Origin of the sequence: Paenibacillus sp. DRB1-1 (genome assembly GCF_052119485.1) — a bacterium.
Lineage (GTDB): Bacteria > Bacillota > Bacilli > Paenibacillales > Paenibacillaceae > Paenibacillus > Paenibacillus polymyxa_B.
Genome location: NZ_JBODQH010000001.1, coordinates 1,937,838 through 1,960,556, shown reverse-complemented (window position 1 = coordinate 1,960,556; position 22,719 = coordinate 1,937,838). Strand labels below are relative to the sequence as shown.

Below are 22,719 nucleotides of genomic sequence, written 5' to 3'. Positions count from 1 at the left end.
AGGGCTTACATGATTAAAATTTATTGATTTTCTTTCGTGAGAAAAGAAGCTGCTAACAGTGTAGTATTCGTATAGCCACCTGAAACATTTTCATATGAAAAATTAGCGATAGGAACTCCAATAACTGTAGCAACGTCTCCTTCAAAAATTTCTCCACTTGCTCCCGGATAAACTGCCATTACTGTATTATCATTTTCATCACTAATATAAACGATAGCCGTTGTCCCTATAGGAATATTATCTTCTTCTATATCTATTACATCCCCGCTTATTTTTACAAATTTGTTTAAGTATAAGTTCAAACTTTTATTTAAGTGTTTTGTTGTTACGGATTTGTCTACTAGATTAATGATTTTGCTTTTATCTGTGGAAGGAAATAAGTCACTGTTTTTAGCAATGAAGTCATAAGAGGTTTGTTCCATAGAAGCTTGATCTTCTGTTAACACGGGTGTTCCATCTTTCAAGAATTCAGCAAATAAATATTCTTTATCTGTGACCTCATTTGTAGAAGCTTGCTGAGCAGTATTTTCATTGCTTACTGTTTGTTCAGTAGCAAAGGACGTGCTTGAAGACCCAGTCCTTGTCGTTGTTTCTTTAAAATTGCTTCCACAAGCTGTTAGAGCTACAGAAAGTAGAACAATGGATAGAATTTTTTTTAACATGACGAATTCTCCTGTGAGTATCCTCATCGGTTGAGGTAGTTGCTCATTTTATCTTGTTACCTTTATTATCGAATATTAGTGTTGAATACATAATACTTTTAAGTTTTAACAACAAGGATAATAAACAGTGGCTTTTTCTATTCTAGAGACCTTTCATTAATATGTGATATCGGACGCACCGAATTTCTAAAAATTGTATAAATGACTCATTATATCAAATTAGGCAATGTCGCAAAGCCGGGGTTGTCCCCTTCACCAATAACTTACAAACTCAGGCACAGCGTGGTCCTAGGCTTTTAGAGACCGCTTTTTTTGTATAAAAATGGAGGATGTAAGGGTATTAAAAAAAATAAATATTCTATATTTTTGGTTTGTGCTAATATATCTCTATTCAAGTACAACTAGAAATGAGGATATTGTGTGCACAATGATAAGGAATTAAAACTTGAAGAAACAAATATTGCAAAAGGTATTGCTGTAATACTCCTTTTGATTCATCATCTTTTTGCTTTTCCTGACAGATTAAAGTACGACTATGTTTCATTATTTAGTTTATTTCATGAAAGAGGGGAATTTTATGTAGGGCATTTTGGGCAAATAGCAATATCCATTTTTTTGTTTCTAAGTGGTTATGGTTTATATAAGAGCAATGTTCAAAATCCACATCATTTAATGCAGAAGAGCTTTACAAGATTAAGCAAAATAATGATAAATTACTGGGTTGTTTTTTTGCTTTTTATTCCAGCTGGTCTATACTTTTTTGGAAATTCTGATAGATTTCAAAATAATTCAATAATGGATTTTTTGCGGAATTTTATAGCCCTATCCAGTTCATATAATGGTGAGTGGTGGTTTTTATATGATTATATTCTGCTGCTATTAATTTTTCCGGTCACCTTCCAAGCCTTTCAACGTAATGCATGGGTAACTCTACTCATTTCCGGCCTTGTTTTTTATAATTCATATTCACAAGGAAATTATTACAGTATTATGTATTGGCAGTTGCCGTTTATGATAGGGTTGTTCTTTGCTAAATATAATTTGTATTCATGGATGAGTAAGATTTATAATTCCATCATATTTAATAACATACTTTTTGATATTATAATAATTGTAGTGCTATTTCACTTTCGTACCACGAGTCAATTATTTGAGAAGACAACGATTGATATGATAATAGCTCCTGTACTTATCCTCGTTAGTATTCATTTAATGAATAAATTAAAACTAGCCAGACCTTTCGCTTACTTAGGTAAAAATTCAATGAATATTTGGTTAACCCACACTTTTTTTTGTTATTATTATTTTCAGAGTATTGTTTTCTTCCCCAAGGTATCTATCTTGATCTTGTTGTGGCTAACGTTGTTAACGGTACTTACTTCAATTGTAGTTAATAGCATCATTAGTCTCATTAATAACAAAGTGTACACTAAAAATATTGATCTAAGTACAAACAAAGCCGGGGGCCAAGTGTAGGTGTGCAAAGCTTTGGTCTAGGAAAAATGTATCATCCAGTATAGCAATGTAGGCGTGATTTCGAGATTAGGGTAACGGTGAAAAAAGGACTTCATTGGCATGTTAGCCGATATGAAGTCCTTCATCATGTTTATTTCGTTGAATATTCGCTTACTTCAAATGTGAGAATTTTGTTGAAGATTACGTAGTCTTTGCGATTGCTGAATGGACCTTTGTTGTTATTGTGCTTGTCAATGGCAAAGAAAGAAGCACCTCTACCAGCATCTTTAGCGTCATACCAAGCGATGAAGGCATTCAGCTCTTTTTTACTCAGATCGAACTCTTTATCAAATCCATTGTCCATCGTTACAGTCAGAATAGCACGGTCACCAGCTGGTTGGGACCCATCTGTATCCGACGGATCCGGTGTAGTAGATGGATCAGGCTTTGTAGACGGATCCGGTGTAGTAGATGGATCAGGCTTTGTAGATGGATCCGGTGTAGTAGACGGATCAGGCGTTGTAGATGTACCCGAATCTTGATAAGGTAAAAATCCTTCAGGAATAGGATATTTAAACTCACTAGCTCCGAAATTAGCCTCAAAAGCTATTTTCTGACCAGTTCCACTTAAAACCACAGGGAAAATCTGTGACCCCTCTAGTTCAGATGGTTTAATGGAATTAGCTCCGCGTGAAACCCCATTAGCGTACCAAACTATTTTATCGTTATCTAAGTCCAATGCAATGCCGATAACGTAATCAACTCCAAAACCATAATTGTAGGCTAGCTTTACTGGTGATTTGATGTTATTCCAAATTTCACCACTAGCCCCATAAAATGCTTGATATTGTTTGTCCGATTCACCTGTTATTCCTACGAATGAAGCAACATTGTTGACCTTCACTTCCCAATACCATTTCCCATTTGTTTTCCCCACTGTCGCTCTGTCGCTTGTTGAAATCCCATCAAGAGTAGTTACTACAGACCCGTTTTTCCAAGTCACATTTGTAGTCTCAGCTTTTGTAACGGTAGGGAACAACGAGAACACCGAAGCTCCAATGAGAAGGGCTAACACTATTGTTCCTAGTTTTTTGAATATAATATTGTTCATGACTTCCTCCTAAATATATGTAATAACAAGTGAATTATAGAACTAGATTGGGATAATTGTCCAAACATTAAATGATATAAATTCAAATATGAGTATTATTATGGAATTTAATTATTTTTAGGTGAACTTAGGTCGTCGAAAGTATAAAGGCACTAGTCATTAGATTGGAGGTTTCAAAGAAACATCCGATTAAGCTTGGCATTTGAGGATTACGGGGGAATAGTAGAGGAGATTAAGCCAGAATCAGTTAAGATAGCGGGTAAAATTTTTATGTGAGACCAGCTTGAATTTCGAATAGACCTAGTATCAGGAGAGGGCCCGGAATGATTAATAACTCCGACGGTCAATAGCCAGTATAGAGAAATATTTCACGTACATAGATAAGGCAACAGAGTTACGAGTCTCAATAGCTCAACTTCAGAATTAGATTGTATGAGGCGTGGGATTCGATATTCATAATGACAAGGCATATCCCATATGACTAAGTAAGTGCTTTTTTGCTCACATAGAGGAGGGATATGATTGGATGCATTCGTTTCACGCTCATTAGATGAAATACGATTTTGGTCCAGGATTATGAAGGAGCATTCCTTTTTTCTGGGGTTAGGTTTTCGAGCGGAAGATACTCAACTTAAAACAGAAGCCAATCAGTTTTACGCTATTTTTGAGGATATTGAGAAAAGATCGTATGAATTTAATATCGAGACAGATCCTTATACAATCAAAGAGTTTAATACGGAAGTTCAGAATGCAGCGACAAATATTTGGGCATTTAAGAGAATGGTATTGGGTCTTATATTACAATGCAAGCTTCCTGGGCAAACCAATTTTCCCTTACTGGTAGATCACGTAAGCCGGGAAGCCAATTATTTCAGAAATCGTTTAGGAGAACTCAATTCAGGAAAGCTTGAACCATTACCCGATGCAATTATTGATGAAAATGTATTTTTCTTAAAAATCATGGCCGATCACGCAAAATTTATAGGCCATTTGCTTGATCCATCCGAACGTAAACTGGTTGAACAAGCGAGGGAGTTTAGTAATGATTTTGATATGCTGATGTTTCAAGCGATTGACCTAAGTCATATGCGGCCACAGTCACAAACCGTTCCACTCCTGAGTCAATTTGTTGATGAGAACCGTGTCTCTGTGAAGTCTTTGCGTGATTTTAAGAAAACAGCGCGTGATTTAATCGATGAGTGCGGAATAAAAAGCATTATCCATCCTTTATTGGCCGATCATGTATTTCGTGAAGCGGAGAGGTTCCTTTTTATTCTCGATATGTTTGATCAATCCTTATCAGGTGTTAAGGTGAACAAGAGAGAAATCATGCACTAAACTTTAAAGTGGACAAAAAATCAAACAGCGGCAGACCAAGACTCGAAAAATAAAGTTTTAGACAGCCGCTGTTGTCATCCAACTAACGTGTATGAGTACATAGAAAATCCAATATGTCAGCATTAAGCATCTTATGGAAATGTTCGCGATCAAAGCCGGGAGGGTCTTGCGATGGGAGAAAGGCCGGAGTCCTCATCGATTCCGGGAAAGGACTCAGAAAGGAGAAATGTCCGGCGTTTTTTACTGTTTTGTATTGCACCTTCTTAGGATCTGGCACGCCATCCAATATTAAACGAGCGTGTAAAGAAGGAGTGTACTGATCTTTCTCTGCATCCATCATTAAGATAGGTAGATTAACCGCACGCAAGCTACCTTCAGCTCGAAACCAGACCGACGCTGGCGCTAGTAAAACGAGACATTTCACTCGGTAATTTGGTGTAACCTCTATAAGCTGGGGCTTCCCGTCCGAGGTCTCGTGAGGCAAAGAAGTCGGCACGCCACCCGCCGCCGCTAATGCCGTGTAACCGCCCATGGAATGTCCGATGAGAGACACAGCATTCTGTATTAATTTGTCCTTGAACAGCATACTATCGAAAAACCAGTCGGTGACCATATTAAGGTGTCTAGGTCTATAGGTAAGATTCTGTGCTGTTCCTTCCAAACTATTGTCATTTCGATTGTTAAATGGATGCTCTGGAATGCCGACAATAAAACCATTGCGTGCTAAATGCTGCGCCAAAATCCGATACACAAGCGGCGTACTGCCAGTACCGTGAGAGATGATAACCAAAGGGAATCTTCCTTCTGATAGATCTGCCTCTCTCGCCAACTCTAACTGGTATGGACCCAATCGCTCTATTTGTTCGGGTTCGTCCGCTGGATACATTACCATCATGGGAAATGTAATGCCTAGGGAGGAATCCTTTATTTCTACTTCTCGCCATCCTGCATAACTATTCTTAAATCCTGCGTTTCTTATCATCCACCATACCTTTCCTTTCTCGAATTATTGTTTAACTATCCTCATGCCCGTTGCTTAATGAAAAAATAGACAGCTGCCGAGTGTATACCGCTACATCTTCGAGCAGCTTCAATTTCTCTTGTTCACTATCTTTTAATTATTGTTAAATATTCAAATCCAAATATCATTGACTGCCGTTAATTCTGACTCTGCTCCTCCAGTATTTACTACACCTCTCGGCTCTACTAGCATGATATGGCACTCCTGATGTGCGAATGGCTTGTGTTCGACCCCCTTAGGTACAATAAACATTTCTCCCTGAGAAACCTGTACCCGTCCATCTCTAAAATCAATGAACATCTCGCCTTCAAGTACAATAAAGACCTCGTCGGTATCTTGATGATCGTGCCATACAAAATCCCCAACTATTTTCACCAATTTAAATTGATAGTCATTCATTTCACCAATAACTTTCGGAGACCAATGTTCACTAAACTTAGATAACTTTTCATGCAGTTTGATGGATTGATACTTCATAATACCCTCCTTTTAAACTAGATATCCTCAGACGGATTTATAATCGCCAGTACCTGGTGATCCTCCCACTTTCCGTTGATCTTTACGTTGCTTTGAGAGATGCCTTCTTTGTGAAAGCCAGCCTTCTCGAGCACACGGATAGATCCTGGATTCTGAGGAGAGGCTTCCCCGAAGATCCGGTGAAACTTTAGCTCATCGAAAGCATAGCGAACCACCTGCTTCACCGCCTCTGTCGTATAGCCTTTGCCGTTATATGCTTGGTCTAGGCTGTATCCGATCATACAGCTCTGAAGCGGTCCCCTCACCACAAAAGATAAATTTATGCTGCCTATAATCCGGTCGTTCTCCTTGTGACACATCACGAAGGAATATTTCCGGTCCTCCATCATGTCAGCCTTGCTCTTAATAATCGTCTGGAGCTGGTGCTCCTCCGTATAGTACTTCTCTTGGGTGTTTGGCGAAAACTCCTCAAAGAATTCCCGATTGCGCTTGTACATTGCTGTCAATTCTGCGGCGTCCGTCTCCTCAGAGAACCGGATGTATACTTGCTGCTCCGACATCCGCACCATCCTTCCAAACTGTAATATTGAAACAATTATATCACAGGCTGAAGATTGGGAAATTGATTTGATGAATGGTGTATATCAGGAAGCATTCCTTTGAATGTTAACTGAAAAATATATACCGTTATTATTGGATTGGATATAATATTTTCTAAAAAAAGGAGGCTGGATTGTAATGAATAATGCTTACGAAGTGCTCGAGGAGCGTATATCCGAATGGGGACTCTCTAATGAAGAAATTATTGCGGTTTATATCGTTGGGTCCCGTGCAAGAGAGGACAAACCTTTTGATGAGTTTTCTGACTTGGATGTAGTCGTCTTTTCAACGAATCCAGATTACTATCTTCAAAATGATCATTGGTTACTAAACATCGGCAAGGTTTGGACCAGCTTTATGTTTCGAACGGCAAAAGGAGATCCAGAAAAACTAATTCTCTTTGACCAAGGGGCTGAGGTTGATTTTCTATTCCGTCATACTTCTGATCTGGATCATATAATCAAAAATGGGCGTATTCCTGAAGGGTTTCAGCGTGGGGTCAGGATTCTGCTCGATAAGACGGGAAATGGAAATCAAATCATTCCTCAAACCACTACGATCCCGGATACTCATCCGATATCTGAAGGTGCTTATCTACAGGTTGTTAATATGTATTGCTTCGCCTCTCTATATGTGGCTAAACAAATTTTGCGCAATGATCTGTGGGTAGCTAAGCAAAGAGATACGGACTGTAAACAATTATTGCTGCAAATGATAGAGTGGCATGCAAAAGCTGTACATGGATCGGAATATGATACTTGGCATGCAGGGAAATTCTTGAATGAATGGGCTGATCAAGATGTCGTTGCTGATTTGAAAAAATCTTTTGGGGAATACGACCCCAATCATAGTTGGGAAGCACTGATCGTATCCTTTGAGTTGTTCAATCGGTTATCCTCGGAAGTGGCAGCTAAGTATAAATACGTGTATCCGAATGGCTTGTTTTCCCATATCCAAACCTGGTTTGGGGGACAATATGATAAGCATTGATAAAAGGTCGGACACCCTAATTGTTGTGCTGCATGAGATTTATGGAATTAATCAGCATATACAAAATTTTTGCAGTTTATTATCAGATCAGGGTTATGACGTCATTTGTCCAAGTTTACTAGACAAGGAAACGCCTTATGACTATTCGCAAGAGGAAACTGCCTACACTAATTTTATGGATAATATAGGATTTGACCGGGCTTTCTATCATATGGAAAGTTTATTATTAAGTGTTCGAGCTCGTTATAAAAAGGTATTTATCGTCGGCTTTAGCATAGGGGCGACGATTGCCTGGCTGTGTAGTAAAGAAAAGTATGTTGATGGAATCGTAGGATACTATGGCTCTCGTATTAGAAATTATTTAGAAATAGCTCCACATTGTCCAACATTGCTTTTTTTCCCACAGGAAGAACCATCATTTAATGTGGATGAGCTCATTTCAACTTTAGACAACCGTAATATCCGGGTACATAAATTCAGTGGACAGCACGGATTCAGTGACCCGTACTCTCCCCGATATAACGTACACTCAGCTCAGCAATCATTTAAAGAAATGGTAGAGTTCTTAAAACTATGATGATCTAGTTAACCTCTATCGAAAATATCTCTTTAAAACCTCTTTTACCATCGGCTGTAACACGTATTGCTCGGGTTGTGGGCAGACGCTCGATCCAATTTAATTCGAATAATCTGTCCAGAAGTGCACTTCCTAAAGCACCTGCAAGGTGATGGCGTCGTTCACTCCAATCCAGGCATTTATGTGAGAAGGAGCGGCGCTTTTGTCTTGTTTTTTTAAGGTCGATCTGAAAGTCAGTGAAGAAAATCTCTCCTTGTTCCGTGATATGAAGCCCATCCTGATCTTCGGAAAGAATCCCCTTTTGAATGAAAAAACTCATGAGCTGCACGCCTAATTGACCCGCAACATGATCGTAGCAAGTTCTTGCCAACCGTAGGGCCTCGTTTTCGGAGGCATGTTTGAATGAATGGATAGGGACAGACGGGGCTATGGATAAAAATGATTCCATCACCCGGGCAACTTCGGGGTCTTGAATGCCATAGTAACGGTGACGCCCTTGTTTTTCCACAGTAACGACTTGTGCCTCGGTCATTTTAGCCAGATGGAAGCTGGCCGTTTGCGGTTTAATTCCTGCCATATGGGCCAATTCACTTGCCGTGTGGAACCTGCCGTCTAATAAAGCGGTGAGTATAGCTGCACGGGAAGGCTCGCTAACAAGAGAAGCAATCATGGCTACATTTGACTTGGTGCTCATGGCACGGTTATCCCCCTTTGTAATCCATACTTCGATGAAGGTTGAAATATTTATATTTTACAATAGGGAGGCAGATCTGAATAGAAGGAGAAGAGATAATGAACCCAATAAATCAGATGAATGAGATGAATTATAGTTCAGACGTTAAAACGATTAACCCTAGCATTTTATATTACGGTACCCCTGTGATTTTACTCAATACGCTGAATGAGGATGGAACGACCAATATTAGCCCCATTTCCTCTTCGTGGGCATTAGGAGATTGTGTGGTACTAGGTATTGGAATAGGTGGCAAGGCATTTGAAAATATGAAGCACCATCCCGAATGTGTAATCAACGTCCCGGGGCCTTCAATGTGGGAAAATGTAGAACGTTTAGCCCCTTATACAGGCAAGAATCCTGTTCCAGCGGAAAAGAAGGAACATGGATTTATGTACCATAAAGATAAGTATGAGATCAGCGGACTAACTTCGATGGAGTCGAATAGGGTCAAGCCCGCCCGAATCAGGGAGTGCCCTATTCAAATTGAAGCTAAGGTGAAGGATGTGAGAATCCCTAACCATTCTCCTTATTTTGCGATCGTCGAAACTCAAGCCATACAGGTGCATGTTTATCAGGATATCATCCTCGGTGAGAACCATATTGATCCGACGAAGTGGAGCCCACTCATCTATAATTTCCGTCATTATTTTGGTTTGGGGGAGCATTTGGGCAAAACCTTCCGATCTGAAACCTGATATTTTAATAAAATTATAATATCCTACCTGAATAATAAGAATTATCTTCCCAAATCGTTCTTTTTGTGCGAGAATGATTGAAAAATCATCCATGAGTACGCATACAGGAAGAGACGATTCATACAGCACGTATAACAAGGGAGGAAATAACCATGTCAGAAGAACGCAAGCTGTCATTCGAAACTCTCGCTGTCCATGCCGGACAACAAATTGATCCTACTACCTTTGCACGCGCCGTTCCGTTGTATCAAACCACTTCATATGGATTTCGGGATGCGGAGCATGCGGCTGATTTGTTCTCGCTCAAAGAATTCGGCAACATTTATACGCGTCTGATGAATCCGACCACGGATGTATTCGAGCAACGGATCGCAGCACTGGAAGGCGGGGCTGGCGCGTTGGCAACGGCTTCGGGAGCGGCGGCGATTTCCTTCTCCATCCTGAACATTGCTGGAGCTGGGGATGAAATTGTGTCGGCCTCCAGTCTGTATGGTGGTACATATAATCTATTTTCTACAACACTGCCGAAATTGGGCATTAAAGTGCATTTTGTTGATTCGGATGATCCAGAGAACTTCCGCAAAGCCATTACGGATAAGACGAAGGCATTATTTGCCGAAACGATTGGTAACCCACAGGGCAATGTGCTGGATGTGGAAGCTGTAGCGGCGATTGCGCACGAATATGGTATTCCGCTGATTGTGGATAACACGTTCCCAAGTCCTTACTTGTTGCGTCCTATTGAATACGGAGCGGACATTGTCGTGCATTCTGCAACGAAGTTTATTGGCGGACACGGTACGTCTATTGGTGGGGTGATCGTGGACAGCGGCAAGTTTGATTGGAAAGCGAGTGGTCGTTTCCCAGGACTGACTGAGCCGGACCCGAGCTACCATGGAGTTGTTTATACCGAGGCGGTGGGACCTATCGCATATATTATCAAGGCACGGGTTCAATTGCTGCGGGACTTGGGAGCGGCCATTTCTCCGTTCAATTCATGGCTGCTGCTTCAGGGCTTGGAGACACTTCATCTGCGGTTGGAAAGACATAGTCAAAATGCCTTGAAGGTAGCGCAATATCTCGAAGGCCACAAGGATGTGGAGTGGGTCAGCTACACCGGGTTGCCGAGCCATCCGTCCTATGAATTAGCTCAAAAGTATTTGCCGAAAGGACAAGGAGCAATCCTGACCTTTGGTATTAAAGGTGGAAGCCAGGCGGGAAGCAAGCTAATTGCGAATGTAAAGCTATTTTCTCATTTGGCGAATGTAGGTGATTCCAAGTCTTTGATTATTCACCCGGCAAGCACAACGCACCAGCAGTTGAATGTGGAAGAACAGGTTGCTGCCGGAGTCAAACCAGAGCTGTTACGCCTATCTGTCGGGACAGAAGCGATAGACGATATATTGTACGATCTGGAGCAGGCGATCGCGGCCAGCCAGCAGTAGTAGCAGCAGTAGATCCTTCTTAGACTAAGTGTGAAGCATTCGCAAGTGATTTTTCGACCCATATCAGTATTCGTTCAATGTTTATCAGGCGGGGGGCAACCTCCGTCTTTTTTTCGTATTGACAATATACCCCCATAGGTATATATTATACCCCGTAGGGTATATGAGGAGGGGAAGAAATGGGTAGGAAAATAGTTATTATTGGCGGGGTAGCAGGTGGAGCTTCTGCTGCTGCGAGATTGCGTAGATGGAATGAGGAAGATGAGATTATTTTGTTTGAACGCGGAGAGCATGTTTCTTTTGCAAACTGTGGCCTTCCCTACTATATTGGCGGGACAATCCATGCGCGGGAGAAGCTGTTTCTCCAGACACCTCAAGGGATAAGAGACCGTTTTAATATAGATGTACGGGTACTGAAAGAAGTGATACAAATAGACCGCGAGCAGAAGCTCGTCCATTTCCGCGATATGATTACAGGTGAAACAGATGAGCAGCCGTACGATATTGTGGTATTGTCGCCAGGAGCCAAACCGATGATACCGGACATTCCTGGATTACATGAAGCTATGAATTTATTTACATTAAGAAACATTCATGACACGGACGTTATTAAGGCATATGTAGATGAAAGGCATCCAAAGCATGTCACGGTGATCGGAGCTGGATTTATTGGGCTGGAGATGGCCGAGAATTTGCGGGAGCGTGGACTTGCAGTAACCATTATTGACATGGGCCAACAATTATTGAATCCGCTGGACCCTGAAATGGCCAAATGGGTAGAACAGCATATGAGGCTGAACGGGGTGGAGGTGCGTTTAGAGGAGGGAGTCACGGCTTTTGAAGAGCAGGGTACCCAACTTCGTTTGACTTCCGGGGGTATGCTTCAGACGGACATGGTTATTCTGGCGATCGGTGTTGTTCCTGAAAATGAGTTGGCCAAACAAAGCGGATTGGAACTTGGTTTTCGCGGCGCTATTCAGGTGAACGCCCAACTGCAAACCAGCGATCCGGCCATTTATGCGGTGGGGGATGCCATTCAGGTCAAAGACCGCAATCATGGGTTTGCAACGATGGTATCGCTAGCCTGGGGAGCCAATCGTCAGGGGCGTTTGGCAGCGGATCATATTAACGGTCAGGCAATATCTTATGATGGGGCGCTCGGAACATCCGTAATTAAGACCTTTGCATTGACTTCAGCTTCTACAGGTAATAATGAAAAAACATTACAGCGGCTGGGCGTTCCTTATCAGGCTGTTCATATTCATCCTGGTTCGCATGCCGGTTATTATCCTGGCGCATCACCCATCGCTATGAAGCTGCTCTTTCATCCCGAGAACGGAATGATCTATGGGGCGCAGGCTGTTGGAGCTGATGGTGCAGACAAAAGGATTGATGTCATTGCAACGGCTATTCGTGGTCAATTGAACGTCCGTGAACTGGCTGATATTGAACTTGCTTACGCACCTCCCTATTCTTCAGCAAAAGACCCTGTGAATATGGCGGGTTACGTGGCTTCGAATATCATGGATGGACTGGTCCAAACGATACAGTGGCATGAAGTTGATGATTTTCACCGTAATGGTGGTCTTATTATTGATGTTAGGGATGCGGTGGAGCTACAGGCGGGGGCCATTCCAGGTTCGATTCATATTCCTCTGGCCGAGATTAGAGAGCGGATGGCAGAAATCCCTAGTGATCTGGAGATCGCGGTATCCTGCCAAGTCGGTCTGCGAGGCTATATTGCGGCCCGAATTTTGACCCAATACGGTTATCGGGTGAGGAACGTTGATGGTGGCTATAAGACGTATTCGGTTATGGCTGAACGTGAGTGAACATTTCCTTTCATGTCTTTGGTGTAGGATCGCTACTGTACATTATTTACGTTATCCGTAGGGTTTACCCCTTTTCTGATCAAATTATGGCTTGGTTCACTGTGTGACGTCTGTTACAATAGAAGAGGCATATACGAATGGATAGAAAAGAGGTTGAACAGGTGGGCACTTCAGTGATTTGGGAAGCAGTTATATATTGGGTGATCTTGGTGATTTCCGCTCTGTGTGTGATCGCAGTATCTGGTACTCGGAAGACAGCAAGCACGATTATTTTAGCGCCCGTTGTTTTGTTCTGTACCATATTTATGATGCAGGGATCAGTGTTTACTGCCATGAATCACCCGACGATGGGGTCTAATGTCGGTTTGGGTATGGCATTTCTGACAACATGGGTGGTCAGCGGAATATTGTTTGCTGTAGCGCTTGTAATTGCTTTTATTAAATATAACAAGAAGAACAAGGCGTAATTTAGCCTTAACCTCAGATGAATAAAGGCTTTCGGTGATGTGCCGAAAGCCCTTTTTGTATTTTTTTTTAACCATGCAGGATGTCTCCGCTTATCTGCGTCTTCTCATAAGCAACACAACGATCAGCACGACGATGATCACGATCAATAGGAATTTCATATTCGATAACCTCCTTGGTCTGTCTCATATTTGGTATTAACCACTTTTAGTTAGTATGCACCGATGGATCTCAAGCAAGTATCTATTGTCGAGTTCTTGGGGAAATTTAGAATGTGGGACTAAAAAGAGGTTTACAGGCTTAGCTGGAAAGTGTATACATAAAGTAAGGAGGCGATTGCCATGAGTGATCGTGCATTTCATTTGTTCTATATTATTTTCTTAACGGTTCTGGCACTTGGAAGTGTGGGTGGAATCGCCTGGTGGTTGCGCTCTGTTGGTCGTCAGGAGAAGGAAAAAAACTAAATTCAGCATGGGCATACAAGCCCGCATGCATCTTCCAGTAGGAGGGTGCATTTTTATATGTTATAATGGGAACATATGTTCTTTTCAGGAGGGAAGACGATGTTGCCAGATTTGGAACGGAAGCTGCTACGTATTTTGTATAATTATTTCGCCCAGCATCGCCACATGCCCACAATGGCGGAATTGACCGTAAAAACGGGCAAGCGAGACGCTGAAATTACAGTCGCTTTGCGGCATATGGAACAGGAGCGCTACATCACTTGGGAAAACAATTCGGGTACCCAGCATGTTGTTTTACTGGAAGGGTGGGAGCGTCCCCCGACCCAAAGGCGCACTCAAGCGGAAACAAGACGTTTCACTACGCAAACGATGCCGCCCGATGGTACAGAATATTGGACGAATTATTAGAAGGGATATCAAACTGGAAAATTAATGAGTTTTTAAGGTGCATATCATTTAGTTTTAAGAAAGCGAGACTATAATGACCCTATTAACCCCTTTTTGATCAAGCTATAGGCCCTGCCGATGTATCGGCAGGGCCACTTTTTTGTCTATAGATACGCTTATGTATATGAAAAATCCCCCGGGGATCATCCGGAGGATGGGTGCAGTTTGCATATACTGCACGGCCTGCTCAAACTTCATCGTTTGATGGCATAATATATATTCAACCCCTGCTACCTTGCATTATATGGTCAGCATGTTCATAAGGGGCAGTGTGATTCCACTTCATTTTCCAAACGACAAAAGCCCTACCTCTCTTTCGTCCTTGCGGCTCCGATGACCGCGCCAGTGTGAATGTGAAAATCTTCGGCAAAAGCTCAAAATTCTACATTAGGGTTATACATAAAATTTGGAGAAGCTCCATACGGTGATTAGGAGTAATAGCTTGTTGCGTGGAATCCTATGGGGTTAATACATATACATACTTTAATAGTATAGCAAGAATGATTCTAAAACACAAGGTATTTTTGGTTTCTTTGATTATAGACTGGAAAAAATGTTGATAAGATTATGGTCTTTTATCCATCGTTTGATGCCTGTCCCCCGCGAGATCTGATAGACGACAGCATGTTTTCCTAGCTATACATTGCGGATCGAAAGCCGTCCTCTGTATTTATGTAAAATGCTCAAGCAAGAAGGTAAACTTTTGATGGTTGGACTCCGATATTGAATACACAAGATATTTTAGAGTGTACGGATGAAAAGAGGGGTAGCAATTTGCCGACCTATAAGCGCTTTATTCAGCATGTTATCCTGAACTATATTATAGGTTCGTTTATCGCTGTATTGTTGGTAGGTATGATTTTTGTATTTTCCACGTTAAATGTAGCCCACTATGAAATTCTGGGTCTTGTTAAAATTATTGCATTTTCCAGCGTCATTATGATTGCTTGTGAAACCATAGTGTTTCGAATGCATTTGAGACCGGTTCATCGTTTTTTTTACGGTAACCAGGAAACGCTCAAGGATGTAGAAGCGGTGTATATCCGGGTTCATCAGCTGCCTAATTTGTCCGTTTTACGTATTGTTGGGCCGCATTTGTTGGGTTTCTCTATCCCCGCAGCCATTATTGCCTTATGGATGATACATACTGGACAACTTACCTTTCCCTTATATTATGTAGGAATCGCCTGTATAGGAGCTTGTCTGGTTGCTTCGATGCACGCATTGGTTGAATTTTTTCTGACCATGAGAGCAATCAAGCCGTTGCTGGAGGAAATTCGTGATCGAACTTACCAGCAATATGGATTGAACCTCTCCCTGCGAGGACGAGTTCTACTATCGCTTCGGCATAAATTTCAGTTAAGTGCGACGCTCATTGGTGCTTTTCCTCTGTTTTTATTTTGTTTAGCTACACAGATTCGCCTGGAACGTTTGGAGGCGACGGATTCAAGTTCCTATTGGGCATGGGCGGGTACGATTTTAATTTTTGGTGTAGCCTTTGCTTATCTGGGAGGAAGGTTGTTGACCCGTGAGATCGAACAGCCGATCCACCACCTGCTGGAAAAAATGAATGCAGTGAGGGAAGGCCGCCTGAACAGTAATGCCAGCGACTTGTACTCCGACGAATTTGCCGAGTTGGTTGAAGGCTTTAACATGATGATCGAGGGCCTGAAGGAACGGGAAGAAAAGAACGGTCAGCTATTGGACAGTTACTTTGCGACCTTGGCGGCAGCACTAGATGCGCGAGATGCCTATACCGCAGGACATTCTTTGCGTGTAGCTGAATACTCCGTTCTCATTGGGCGCAAGGGAGGTTTGAATGAGACAGACCTCGACTTGCTGCGCAAAACAGCTTTGCTGCATGATATCGGTAAAATCGGTGTGGCTGACGCTGTGCTGCTCAAGGACGGCAAGCTGACGGACGAGGAGTTTGATCAGATTAAAATGCACCCGGTTATGGGAGAGAGCATTCTCCGGCAAGTTGAACCGGCTTATGCTATGGCCCCTTATTTGCCTGGCGTGCGCTCGCACCATGAACGTTATGATGGCAAGGGATACCCTGACCAGCTCGCTGGGGAAGATATCCCCTTATTTGGGCGAATCATTGCTGTAGCAGATGCTTATGATGCGATGACGTCTGATCGTCCCTATCGGAAAGGTATGAAGGAAGAGAAGGCGGTTATGATATTGGAAGAGGGAAAGGGAACCCAATGGGACCCTTATTTTGCCGAATTATTTGTCAAGGAGTGGCGCCGGAACAAAGGCATCACGAGCTGACTCTGTATATATCAGCACAACAGGGCGAGCCATTGAGGTTCGCTTTTTTATATATCAGGATTTTGCGAAATCCTCATATACGGATGTAAGATCTTTTGACATGTCGAAAGATGGGGCTTCATGTTATGATGTACAAGAAAGGCAAATGCGGTTAACATAGGCCTGGCATCCAATTTTTTGCGCTATGGGAGTGTGAGTCCATGCAATTTTCAATGATGTTTTTAATGAATTTAGGGATGCTGATTGCCGTTGCCTATGTGGCGAACGTGATTTATAAATATGGTTTGAGTCGTACTTCTTCGCGGTTCAAATATGTCAACTCGGTGCTGCTAGTGATATTTGGTGGATGGGTCAGCTCTTGTTTTGGTTTTAACTTTAGTGAAACGGTTATTTTTGATTTGCGTTTCGTACCGCTGATTATCGCGGCATTGGTGTATCCCCGTTCCTATACGCTTATTATTATTGGGGTCGCAATCGGACTTACGAGGTTTACCTTCGGTTTGAATATGGCGGCGTGGGTCGGCTTTTTGAATATGAGCATTCTGGGCGTCCTGTGCGCCGGATTGAACTACTGGATGCGCCGTTCCACCTGGCGTTTGATTATTAAGGCATCAGTGACCATTTTAGTGGTTAATATCGTAAATACGTTAAATATTGCCTGTCTGGGTGTCATTCCCTGGCGCTATTATGTAGCGGAGGTTGTTCCTCTTACACTGCCAATCGGCATCGTCCTCAGTTTTTTATTTGCCCTGATTTTACGGGACTTTCAGATGGAGCAACAGCGGAATCATCAGATTAAGCAGGCGAATGAGTTGTTATCAGAGCAGCGAGATGAGTTGCAGAAGGCAAAGGTCATTCTAGAGGAACGTGCCAAGCAGCTGATGATGGCTTCCCAATATAAATCGGATTTTATGGCAACGATGTCGCATGAGTTACGTACACCTCTTAACAGCATCATTAATCTGGCGCAGATTATCAACGAGCAGGGAAAAGAATTGGATGAGGACGAGTTATACCAATACAGCGATCTCATCTATGCCTCGGGGCATGATTTGCTCCAAATGATTAACGACATTTTGGACTTGTCCAAGGTCGAAGCTGGGCACATGGAAATTGTAAGTGAGCCAGTCAATGTGCGTGAGATTGCGCAGGTGATGATGATGCATTTTGAAGTCACTGCGAAGGATAAAAGCCTGGAATTTAGCTTAAAGGAGCATGAGCCTATACCGAATGAAATTCGGTCCGATTCCAAACGTGTACAGCAAATTTTGCGTAATTTATTGTCCAATGCCTTTAAGTTCACTCATGAGGGACGTGTATTGCTAGAAATGAGTACACAGCATCTGGATCAAAAGGGACAAGAGGGAGATTGGGTTGTATTTGCTGTAAAAGATACGGGCATCGGTATTTCCAAGCTTCAGCAACACGTTATTTTTGAGGCATTCCAGCAGGCGAACGGTTCCATTAATCGTAAATATGGAGGAACCGGTTTGGGATTGTCCATTAGCCGTGATTTTTCCCGCTTGTTGGGCGGGTTTATCCGTTTGGAAAGTGAGGAGGGTAAGGGAAGTACGTTTTCTCTGTACCTACCGATGTGTCCGTCCGAAAATAAGGAGGCGGACGAACAACCCTTTAAATTAACCTAATCGCAATTGTAGGAGCAGGAGCGTTATGGCACAAAGGAGGTCTATCATGGAACGTAAAGCGGTCGTTGTGGGTGCAACAGGGCTTGTCGGGGGTTATGTTGTACGAGAGCTGCTGGTGCAAAAGGAATACAACCGCGTCATGGTTATGGGCAGACGTCCGTTGGACATCAAGCATCCCAAGCTGGAACAGGCGCTCATCGATTGGGAACAGCCACAGAAAGCGGCGTTTGCCTTCGAAGGGGTGGATGATGTTTTTTGCTGCCTTGGGACAACGATGAAAAAGGCTGGCTCCAAGGAGCAGTTTCGTCAGGTGGATCTGGACTATCCGGTGCTGGCTGCCCAGTTGGGCAAAGAGGCTGGTGCTGTACAGATGCTAGCTATCTCAGCGATGGGGGCCGATCCAGTTTCACGCGTGTTTTATAACCGCACCAAGGGTGAGGCTGAAGAGGCGCTTGCCGCTATCGGGCTGCCTGCGCTGCATTTGTTCCGTCCGTCGCTGATTTTGGGTGCGAGACCTGAACGACGTTTGGGCGAAGCCGCTGCCGCTGTTGTCATGAAAGCGCTGGACGGTCTAATGACGGGCAAGCTGGCTTCCTACCGTGCTATCCCGGCCTCGGTCATCGCACGAGCCATGGTACGAATCGCTCTTGCGCAGGCGAGCGGAGTACATATTTATCCGAACGACATCATTCGGGTCATCGGTGCAGAGCTAACATCCGATGATGAGGAACCTGGTACAGGAACGGCTCCTGATGAGAACGTGTAAAACCATGGCAGGATTAAAATGACAATAACGCCGCTGTTGCCCAATGATTCGGACAATAGCGGCGTTTTTGTGTTTTATTGATGGTTTGTATTTTGCGACACATCTATCGTAATCTCTAATTCATCAATGTAATGGCGTGTCCAGTTGCCATTAGCATCGAGCAGGGCACTACCTCCTGGTTGTGTTGGCAATATATAAGGCTTGAAAATGATCTTCTGGGGAGTGTCCACAAAAGGAGTAAACAGGGTGATCATTTTGCTGTCACGTTCTTTGGTAAGGGGAACTCCAGAGCCGCTCAGGAGCTGGAGTTCTCTTCCCTGCTCGTCGAATATAGCATACTCAACCATATCCAATTCCTTTTTGGTGTACTGGATCGTTTGGCCGTTTTTGATGTACTTGTATTCTCGCTCCACGGTGTAATCATCCGGCATATGTGCAATATCGGTCAGCATTTTGAACGACGTTGTGATCTTGGTCGTGATGGGTGTAATTTCTACCTTTTCTGCCGTAAATGCAAGATACGGATTAGACTTGCTTATTTGTAGCTGAAGTATCTTGTTATTTATTTTAGTTTTGTGAACCGTGGTTTGTATGCGAAACGGCTCGGCTACACCTTTTAACTTTGCATATACCTCTAACTCAAACTGATCTGGTAAGGTGGGTTTACCGCTGGCAAGGTCACGCATATACGCAATCAGCATAGAATTACTGTCTTTGCCTGGGCGGCCATACATGAAATTAAAGGCGCCATTATTGCTATTGACCGATGTCCCATTGATGAACAGGTCCACTTTCTCCAGAATGTCCTCCTCGGACTGTCCTTGCGTTTGGATGGCCGGATATAGGGTTTGATGTTGTGAATCTCCACCGCTCTTTTCCAACGCCACGACCAAGCGTGTCCCGTCAAATATGATTTGTGGTACCTTTAATGTAATACCGCTATGGGTAACACTGAGATTCGAGGAAGTTGCCAACCCTTTCTGATCAGCGGTTTGCAGCCCGAGATCCCCAGCAAGCTTGAACACGCTGTCTACAAGGGGAACCTGTTTCAATGATTCTGCCATTGTAGGCGAAACAAAGGCGCTACCAATGATCATAATGCCAATGGCAGCCGCAGAAGCAGCGGCAATTGCTGTCCCTCGAAGAAATCTTTTGACCGGTCGATGTAAGGAAGAGGAAGGAGACTTGGATAACGGCTCCGCATCCGATTCCATTTGTGTGTAAAATGCATCTAAGCGTTCTCTTACCAAATCAGGAATCATTACCGTGTCTGCTTCCAAGTTTTCTTTTTCTGATTGTAATTTCTGATCCAGCTCTTGATTCTGTTTCTCAAACTCTGAAGGGCTCATTGAAAGGTCACCTTCCTTTCTCCGCGATTTTGTAGCAGGTCCATTAATATTCTGCGAGCACGGTGCAATCGTGTTTTGACGGCCCCCTCTGATACATCCAGTACTTCTGATATTTCTTTGATCGGCATATCCCGCAAATAGTGCAGGGAAATCACAGTTCGCATGGATTCCTCCAAGTGGTCGATGGCCTCGCGCAGTTCGATTTTCTCATAACCGCCCAAGGTGGAGGGTTCCTGCACAAATTCCGCCACGGGGACGACCCGTTTTTGCTTGCGTATAATCTGATGGCACTCATTAATGAGGATACGAAGCAGCCATGTTTTAAAATAGCGAGGTTCACGCAGCTCACCCAGAGACTGGTATGCCTTGAGCATCGCCTCTTGCATCGCGTCCGCGCAATCTTCATTGCTGCGAAGAATGGAACGCGCCATGCCATACATATCGCATTCCATATGTTTCATCAAGGCGACGAATGCCTTGCGGTCCCCCTGCCTTGCTTGGTGTAGGTTTGTTTCGAGATTCAAAGGATGGTGCTCCTTTCCCGTCTATACTGGCTATGATCATTGTACCTGTATCTGGATTTGTAGAATTTATTTTTTGTAGCAGGTTATAGGAGTTAGATGATACATAGGCGCTAAAGGTTACAGCGGAAATAAAAAAATATAGCACCGTCGCAATGGGGTGTATTAAAAGAAACCCAGTGCGTTAATCCGTCGCACGGAATAGTGGCTTTGGACTTCACATGCTATAATACGGTGAACCAGTATCAGGAAGGAGAATCCAACCCATATGAAAAAAACAATTGCTACTGAAAAAGCACCCGGTGCTATCGGCCCTTATAGCCAAGCGGTAGAGGCAGGCGGGTTTATTTACACTTCGGGACAGCTTGGACTGAATCCGGCAACAGGTGAGTTTGGTAAGGATGTACAGGAGCAGGCACGCCTGTCCTTGAGCAACGTACAAGCCATTCTGGAAGCGGCAGGCAGCAACATGAACCAGGTTGTGAAAGCGACTGTATTCCTGAAGGACATGAACGATTTTGTCAGCGTCAATGAGGTGTATAGTTCTTTCTTCGAGCAACCATACCCAGCGCGTAGTGCGGTGGAGGTAGCTCGTCTGCCTAAGGATGCACTGGTGGAGATTGAAGTCATTGCATTGAAGGGCGAATAGTCTGAAAGGTCCGTTCATAAAATAAAAAGTTTGTATGGCAACCGGGTGTCCCTATTAAATAGAGGCACCCGGTTGCTCAGATTTAATGTGTTTTGTTTTTTTGAATACAGAGTGGAGGTGGAGATGATTAAAAAAATAATTTTCACTGGTGGAGGCTCTTCAGGACATGTAGCAGTAAACCTAGCTTTGATTCCTCACTTACTGGAACAACATTGGAGTGTCCAATACATAGGCTCTGAACAAGGGATTGAAAGAAAATTGATTTCTGGACTGGAAGATGTGCGTTATTTTAGTATCTCAACTGGGAAATTGCGCAGATATTTTGATTGGAATAATTTTAAGGACCCTTTTAAAGTGCTAAAGGGGATTTCTCAAGCGTACCGGATTATAAGAAAAGAAAAACCGGATATTATTTTTTCAAAAGGCGGGTTTGTTTCGGTTCCTGTGGTATTGGCTGGGTGGTTGAATAAAGTCCCTGTAATCATTCATGAATCAGATATTACCCCTGGATTAGCTAATAAGATTTCCAGCACATTTGCTACAGAAATTTGTACTACCTTTCCTGAAACCATTCAGTACTTTCGCTCTAAGCATACCCGGTATGTAGGTGCTATTGTGAGAGATGAACTAAAAGATGGGGAGGCAGCCACAGGTTTGACCTATTGCGGATTTACTCGAAATAAGCCGATCATTCTAATCATGGGTGGGAGTTTAGGTTCTAAGAAGATCAATGAGATGGTCTGGATGAATTTAGAGGCTTTGCTCGTTCATTTTCAAATCGTGCATATTTGTGGTAAAGACCAAGTGAATCATTCCATTCATATGTATGGCTACAAGCAGTTTGAATACATAAATGATGAACTGGCGGATGTTATGGCGATGGCAAATATGGTTGTTTCTAGGGCGGGTTCAAATTCCATTTTTGAATTCTTGACGCTGCGGAAGCCGATGCTATTGATCCCTCTTTCAAAGGCGGTTAGCCGGGGAGATCAAATTCTAAATGCCAAATCATTTAAAGCGCAAGGCTTTTGTGAGTTTTTAGAAGAAGAAGAGTTGGAATCTGAACGATTTGTCGACATGATTCTTCGTTTGTATGAAAAAAGGTCGGATTATATTATCAATATGAAGAAAATAAATGCAGATCACTCGACAAGCAAGCTTATAGATTTGATTAAAGTCTATACCTAATCACATGG

At 43.0% G+C, this 22,719-nt stretch carries 23 protein-coding genes; 15 read left to right on the top strand and 8 right to left on the bottom strand.

Annotated elements, in window-relative coordinates; all coding sequences use genetic code 11:
- Positions 1-20: 20 nt before the first annotated feature.
- The gene (locus ACQW03_RS08660) at positions 21-662 is read right to left on the bottom strand and encodes a hypothetical protein (RefSeq protein WP_441949298.1); all 642 of its coding nucleotides are present in this window, start codon (positions 660-662) and stop codon (positions 21-23) included.
- 420 nt (positions 663-1,082) lie between these two features.
- Here ACQW03_RS08660 and ACQW03_RS08655 point away from each other — a divergent pair, with 420 nt between their 5' ends.
- Complete coding sequence (locus ACQW03_RS08655) at positions 1,083-2,138, top strand: acyltransferase family protein (RefSeq protein WP_441949296.1); 1,056 nt, start codon at positions 1,083-1,085, stop codon at positions 2,136-2,138.
- Between the two features lie 130 nt (positions 2,139-2,268).
- Here the strand turns inward: ACQW03_RS08655 and ACQW03_RS08650 are convergent, their stop codons facing one another.
- Positions 2,269-3,228 (bottom strand): SPRY domain-containing protein, encoded by a 960-nt coding sequence (locus ACQW03_RS08650; protein WP_441949294.1) that lies wholly within the window; start codon positions 3,226-3,228, stop codon positions 2,269-2,271.
- Positions 3,229-3,750: 522 nt separating this feature from the next.
- Between ACQW03_RS08650 and ACQW03_RS08645 the strand changes: the two genes are divergently transcribed.
- The gene (locus tag ACQW03_RS08645; protein ID WP_441949292.1) at positions 3,751-4,566 is read left to right on the top strand and encodes a DUF2935 domain-containing protein; all 816 of its coding nucleotides are present in this window, start codon (positions 3,751-3,753) and stop codon (positions 4,564-4,566) included.
- A gap of 82 nt (positions 4,567-4,648) precedes the next feature.
- On the opposite strand, the gene ACQW03_RS08640 is transcribed toward ACQW03_RS08645, so the two are convergent.
- The 3 genes from ACQW03_RS08640 to ACQW03_RS08630 form a co-directional block, all read right to left on the bottom strand.
- Entirely contained in the window at positions 4,649-5,548 is a 900-nt protein-coding gene (locus ACQW03_RS08640; protein ID WP_441949290.1) for an alpha/beta hydrolase family protein, read from the bottom strand.
- 150 nt (positions 5,549-5,698) lie between these two features.
- Positions 5,699-6,064, bottom strand: a complete 366-nt coding sequence (locus ACQW03_RS08635) for a cupin domain-containing protein (protein WP_441949288.1) — start codon at positions 6,062-6,064, stop codon at positions 5,699-5,701.
- A 17-nt stretch (positions 6,065-6,081) separates the two neighbouring features.
- Positions 6,082-6,624, bottom strand: coding sequence for a GNAT family N-acetyltransferase (locus ACQW03_RS08630; protein ID WP_441949286.1), 543 nt, complete (start codon positions 6,622-6,624; stop codon positions 6,082-6,084).
- 178 nt (positions 6,625-6,802) lie between these two features.
- On the opposite strand from ACQW03_RS08630, the gene ACQW03_RS08625 reads away from it, so the two are divergent.
- Positions 6,803-7,654: an aminoglycoside 6-adenylyltransferase gene (locus ACQW03_RS08625; protein ID WP_441949284.1), complete on the top strand. Its 852-nt coding sequence runs from the start codon at positions 6,803-6,805 to the stop codon at positions 7,652-7,654.
- Positions 7,641-8,231 (top strand): dienelactone hydrolase family protein, encoded by a 591-nt coding sequence (locus ACQW03_RS08620; RefSeq protein WP_441949282.1) that lies wholly within the window; start codon positions 7,641-7,643, stop codon positions 8,229-8,231. The genes ACQW03_RS08625 and ACQW03_RS08620 overlap by 14 nt, the downstream gene beginning before the upstream one ends.
- A 4-nt stretch (positions 8,232-8,235) precedes the next feature.
- Here ACQW03_RS08620 and ACQW03_RS08615 read toward each other — a convergent pair whose 3' ends face one another.
- On the bottom strand, positions 8,236-8,925 hold the full coding sequence (locus ACQW03_RS08615; protein WP_441949280.1) for an ArsR/SmtB family transcription factor: 690 nt from the start codon (positions 8,923-8,925) through the stop codon (positions 8,236-8,238).
- A 98-nt stretch (positions 8,926-9,023) separates the two neighbouring features.
- On the opposite strand from ACQW03_RS08615, the gene ACQW03_RS08610 reads away from it, so the two are divergent.
- The 9 genes from ACQW03_RS08610 to ACQW03_RS08570 all read left to right on the top strand — a co-directional run bounded on the left by ACQW03_RS08610 (position 9,024) and on the right by ACQW03_RS08570 (position 19,004).
- A complete protein-coding gene (locus ACQW03_RS08610) occupies positions 9,024-9,662 on the top strand; it encodes a flavin reductase family protein (RefSeq protein WP_441949276.1) in 639 nt (212 codons plus the stop codon).
- Positions 9,663-9,814: 152 nt separating this feature from the next.
- Complete coding sequence (locus ACQW03_RS08605; protein ID WP_023986774.1) at positions 9,815-11,107, top strand: homocysteine synthase; 1,293 nt, start codon at positions 9,815-9,817, stop codon at positions 11,105-11,107.
- Between the two features lie 179 nt (positions 11,108-11,286).
- Positions 11,287-12,939 carry a CoA-disulfide reductase gene (locus tag ACQW03_RS08600; protein ID WP_441949274.1) on the top strand — a complete coding sequence of 551 codons (1,653 nt, stop codon included), beginning with the start codon at positions 11,287-11,289 and terminating at the stop codon, positions 12,937-12,939.
- 137 nt (positions 12,940-13,076) lie between these two features.
- The gene (locus ACQW03_RS08595) at positions 13,077-13,406 is read left to right on the top strand and encodes a hypothetical protein (RefSeq protein ID WP_023986776.1); all 330 of its coding nucleotides are present in this window, start codon (positions 13,077-13,079) and stop codon (positions 13,404-13,406) included.
- 339 nt (positions 13,407-13,745) lie between these two features.
- Positions 13,746-13,868, top strand: coding sequence for a hypothetical protein (locus ACQW03_RS08590; protein WP_023986778.1), 123 nt, complete (start codon positions 13,746-13,748; stop codon positions 13,866-13,868).
- A gap of 99 nt (positions 13,869-13,967) precedes the next feature.
- Positions 13,968-14,276, top strand: coding sequence for a hypothetical protein (locus ACQW03_RS08585; protein ID WP_160788628.1), 309 nt, complete (start codon positions 13,968-13,970; stop codon positions 14,274-14,276).
- 813 nt (positions 14,277-15,089) lie between these two features.
- The gene (locus tag ACQW03_RS08580; protein WP_071639370.1) at positions 15,090-16,592 is read left to right on the top strand and encodes an HD-GYP domain-containing protein; all 1,503 of its coding nucleotides are present in this window, start codon (positions 15,090-15,092) and stop codon (positions 16,590-16,592) included.
- Between the two features lie 200 nt (positions 16,593-16,792).
- Positions 16,793-18,238, top strand: a complete 1,446-nt coding sequence (locus tag ACQW03_RS08575; RefSeq protein WP_441949271.1) for an ATP-binding protein — start codon at positions 16,793-16,795, stop codon at positions 18,236-18,238.
- A 46-nt stretch (positions 18,239-18,284) separates the two neighbouring features.
- Positions 18,285-19,004 (top strand): NAD(P)H-binding protein, encoded by a 720-nt coding sequence (locus tag ACQW03_RS08570; protein ID WP_441949269.1) that lies wholly within the window; start codon positions 18,285-18,287, stop codon positions 19,002-19,004.
- Positions 19,005-19,078: 74 nt separating this feature from the next.
- On the opposite strand, the gene ACQW03_RS08565 is transcribed toward ACQW03_RS08570, so the two are convergent.
- Positions 19,079-20,353, bottom strand: coding sequence for a DUF4179 domain-containing protein (locus tag ACQW03_RS08565; protein WP_441949267.1), 1,275 nt, complete (start codon positions 20,351-20,353; stop codon positions 19,079-19,081).
- A complete protein-coding gene (locus ACQW03_RS08560) occupies positions 20,350-20,877 on the bottom strand; it encodes a sigma-70 family RNA polymerase sigma factor (protein ID WP_071639374.1) in 528 nt (175 codons plus the stop codon). The genes ACQW03_RS08565 and ACQW03_RS08560 overlap by 4 nt, the downstream gene beginning before the upstream one ends.
- A 265-nt stretch (positions 20,878-21,142) precedes the next feature.
- Here ACQW03_RS08560 and ACQW03_RS08555 point away from each other — a divergent pair, with 265 nt between their 5' ends.
- The gene (locus ACQW03_RS08555) at positions 21,143-21,523 is read left to right on the top strand and encodes a RidA family protein (protein ID WP_013308546.1); all 381 of its coding nucleotides are present in this window, start codon (positions 21,143-21,145) and stop codon (positions 21,521-21,523) included.
- 123 nt (positions 21,524-21,646) lie between these two features.
- A complete protein-coding gene (locus ACQW03_RS08550) occupies positions 21,647-22,711 on the top strand; it encodes an undecaprenyldiphospho-muramoylpentapeptide beta-N-acetylglucosaminyltransferase (RefSeq protein WP_076293266.1) in 1,065 nt (354 codons plus the stop codon).
- Positions 22,712-22,719: the final 8 nt, after the last annotated feature.

Excerpts from the sequence above, each read along its gene's own strand:
- ACQW03_RS08625 (WP_441949284.1), top strand. The coding sequence starts at position 6,803 with ATGAATAATGCTTACGAAGTGCTCGAGGAGCGTATATCCGAATGGGGA.
- ACQW03_RS08640 (WP_441949290.1), bottom strand. The coding sequence starts at position 5,548 with ATGATAAGAAACGCAGGATTTAAGAATAGTTATGCAGGATGGCGAGAA.
- ACQW03_RS08630 (WP_441949286.1), bottom strand. The coding sequence starts at position 6,624 with ATGTCGGAGCAGCAAGTATACATCCGGTTCTCTGAGGAGACGGACGCC.
- ACQW03_RS08660 (WP_441949298.1), bottom strand. The coding sequence starts at position 662 with ATGTTAAAAAAAATTCTATCCATTGTTCTACTTTCTGTAGCTCTAACA.
- ACQW03_RS08590 (WP_023986778.1), top strand. The coding sequence starts at position 13,746 with ATGAGTGATCGTGCATTTCATTTGTTCTATATTATTTTCTTAACGGTT.
- ACQW03_RS08635 (WP_441949288.1), bottom strand. The coding sequence starts at position 6,064 with ATGAAGTATCAATCCATCAAACTGCATGAAAAGTTATCTAAGTTTAGT.
- ACQW03_RS08610 (WP_441949276.1), top strand. The coding sequence starts at position 9,024 with ATGAACCCAATAAATCAGATGAATGAGATGAATTATAGTTCAGACGTT.
- ACQW03_RS08565 (WP_441949267.1), bottom strand. The coding sequence starts at position 20,353 with ATGAGCCCTTCAGAGTTTGAGAAACAGAATCAAGAGCTGGATCAGAAA.
- ACQW03_RS08570 (WP_441949269.1), top strand. The coding sequence starts at position 18,285 with ATGGAACGTAAAGCGGTCGTTGTGGGTGCAACAGGGCTTGTCGGGGGT.
- ACQW03_RS08650 (WP_441949294.1), bottom strand. The coding sequence starts at position 3,228 with ATGAACAATATTATATTCAAAAAACTAGGAACAATAGTGTTAGCCCTT.
- ACQW03_RS08600 (WP_441949274.1), top strand. The coding sequence starts at position 11,287 with ATGGGTAGGAAAATAGTTATTATTGGCGGGGTAGCAGGTGGAGCTTCT.
- ACQW03_RS08585 (WP_160788628.1), top strand. The coding sequence starts at position 13,968 with ATGTTGCCAGATTTGGAACGGAAGCTGCTACGTATTTTGTATAATTAT.
- ACQW03_RS08595 (WP_023986776.1), top strand. The coding sequence starts at position 13,077 with ATGGATAGAAAAGAGGTTGAACAGGTGGGCACTTCAGTGATTTGGGAA.
- ACQW03_RS08615 (WP_441949280.1), bottom strand. The coding sequence starts at position 8,925 with ATGAGCACCAAGTCAAATGTAGCCATGATTGCTTCTCTTGTTAGCGAG.
- ACQW03_RS08620 (WP_441949282.1), top strand. The coding sequence starts at position 7,641 with ATGATAAGCATTGATAAAAGGTCGGACACCCTAATTGTTGTGCTGCAT.
- ACQW03_RS08605 (WP_023986774.1), top strand. The coding sequence starts at position 9,815 with ATGTCAGAAGAACGCAAGCTGTCATTCGAAACTCTCGCTGTCCATGCC.
- ACQW03_RS08575 (WP_441949271.1), top strand. The coding sequence starts at position 16,793 with ATGCAATTTTCAATGATGTTTTTAATGAATTTAGGGATGCTGATTGCC.
- ACQW03_RS08555 (WP_013308546.1), top strand. The coding sequence starts at position 21,143 with ATGAAAAAAACAATTGCTACTGAAAAAGCACCCGGTGCTATCGGCCCT.
- ACQW03_RS08550 (WP_076293266.1), top strand. The coding sequence starts at position 21,647 with ATGATTAAAAAAATAATTTTCACTGGTGGAGGCTCTTCAGGACATGTA.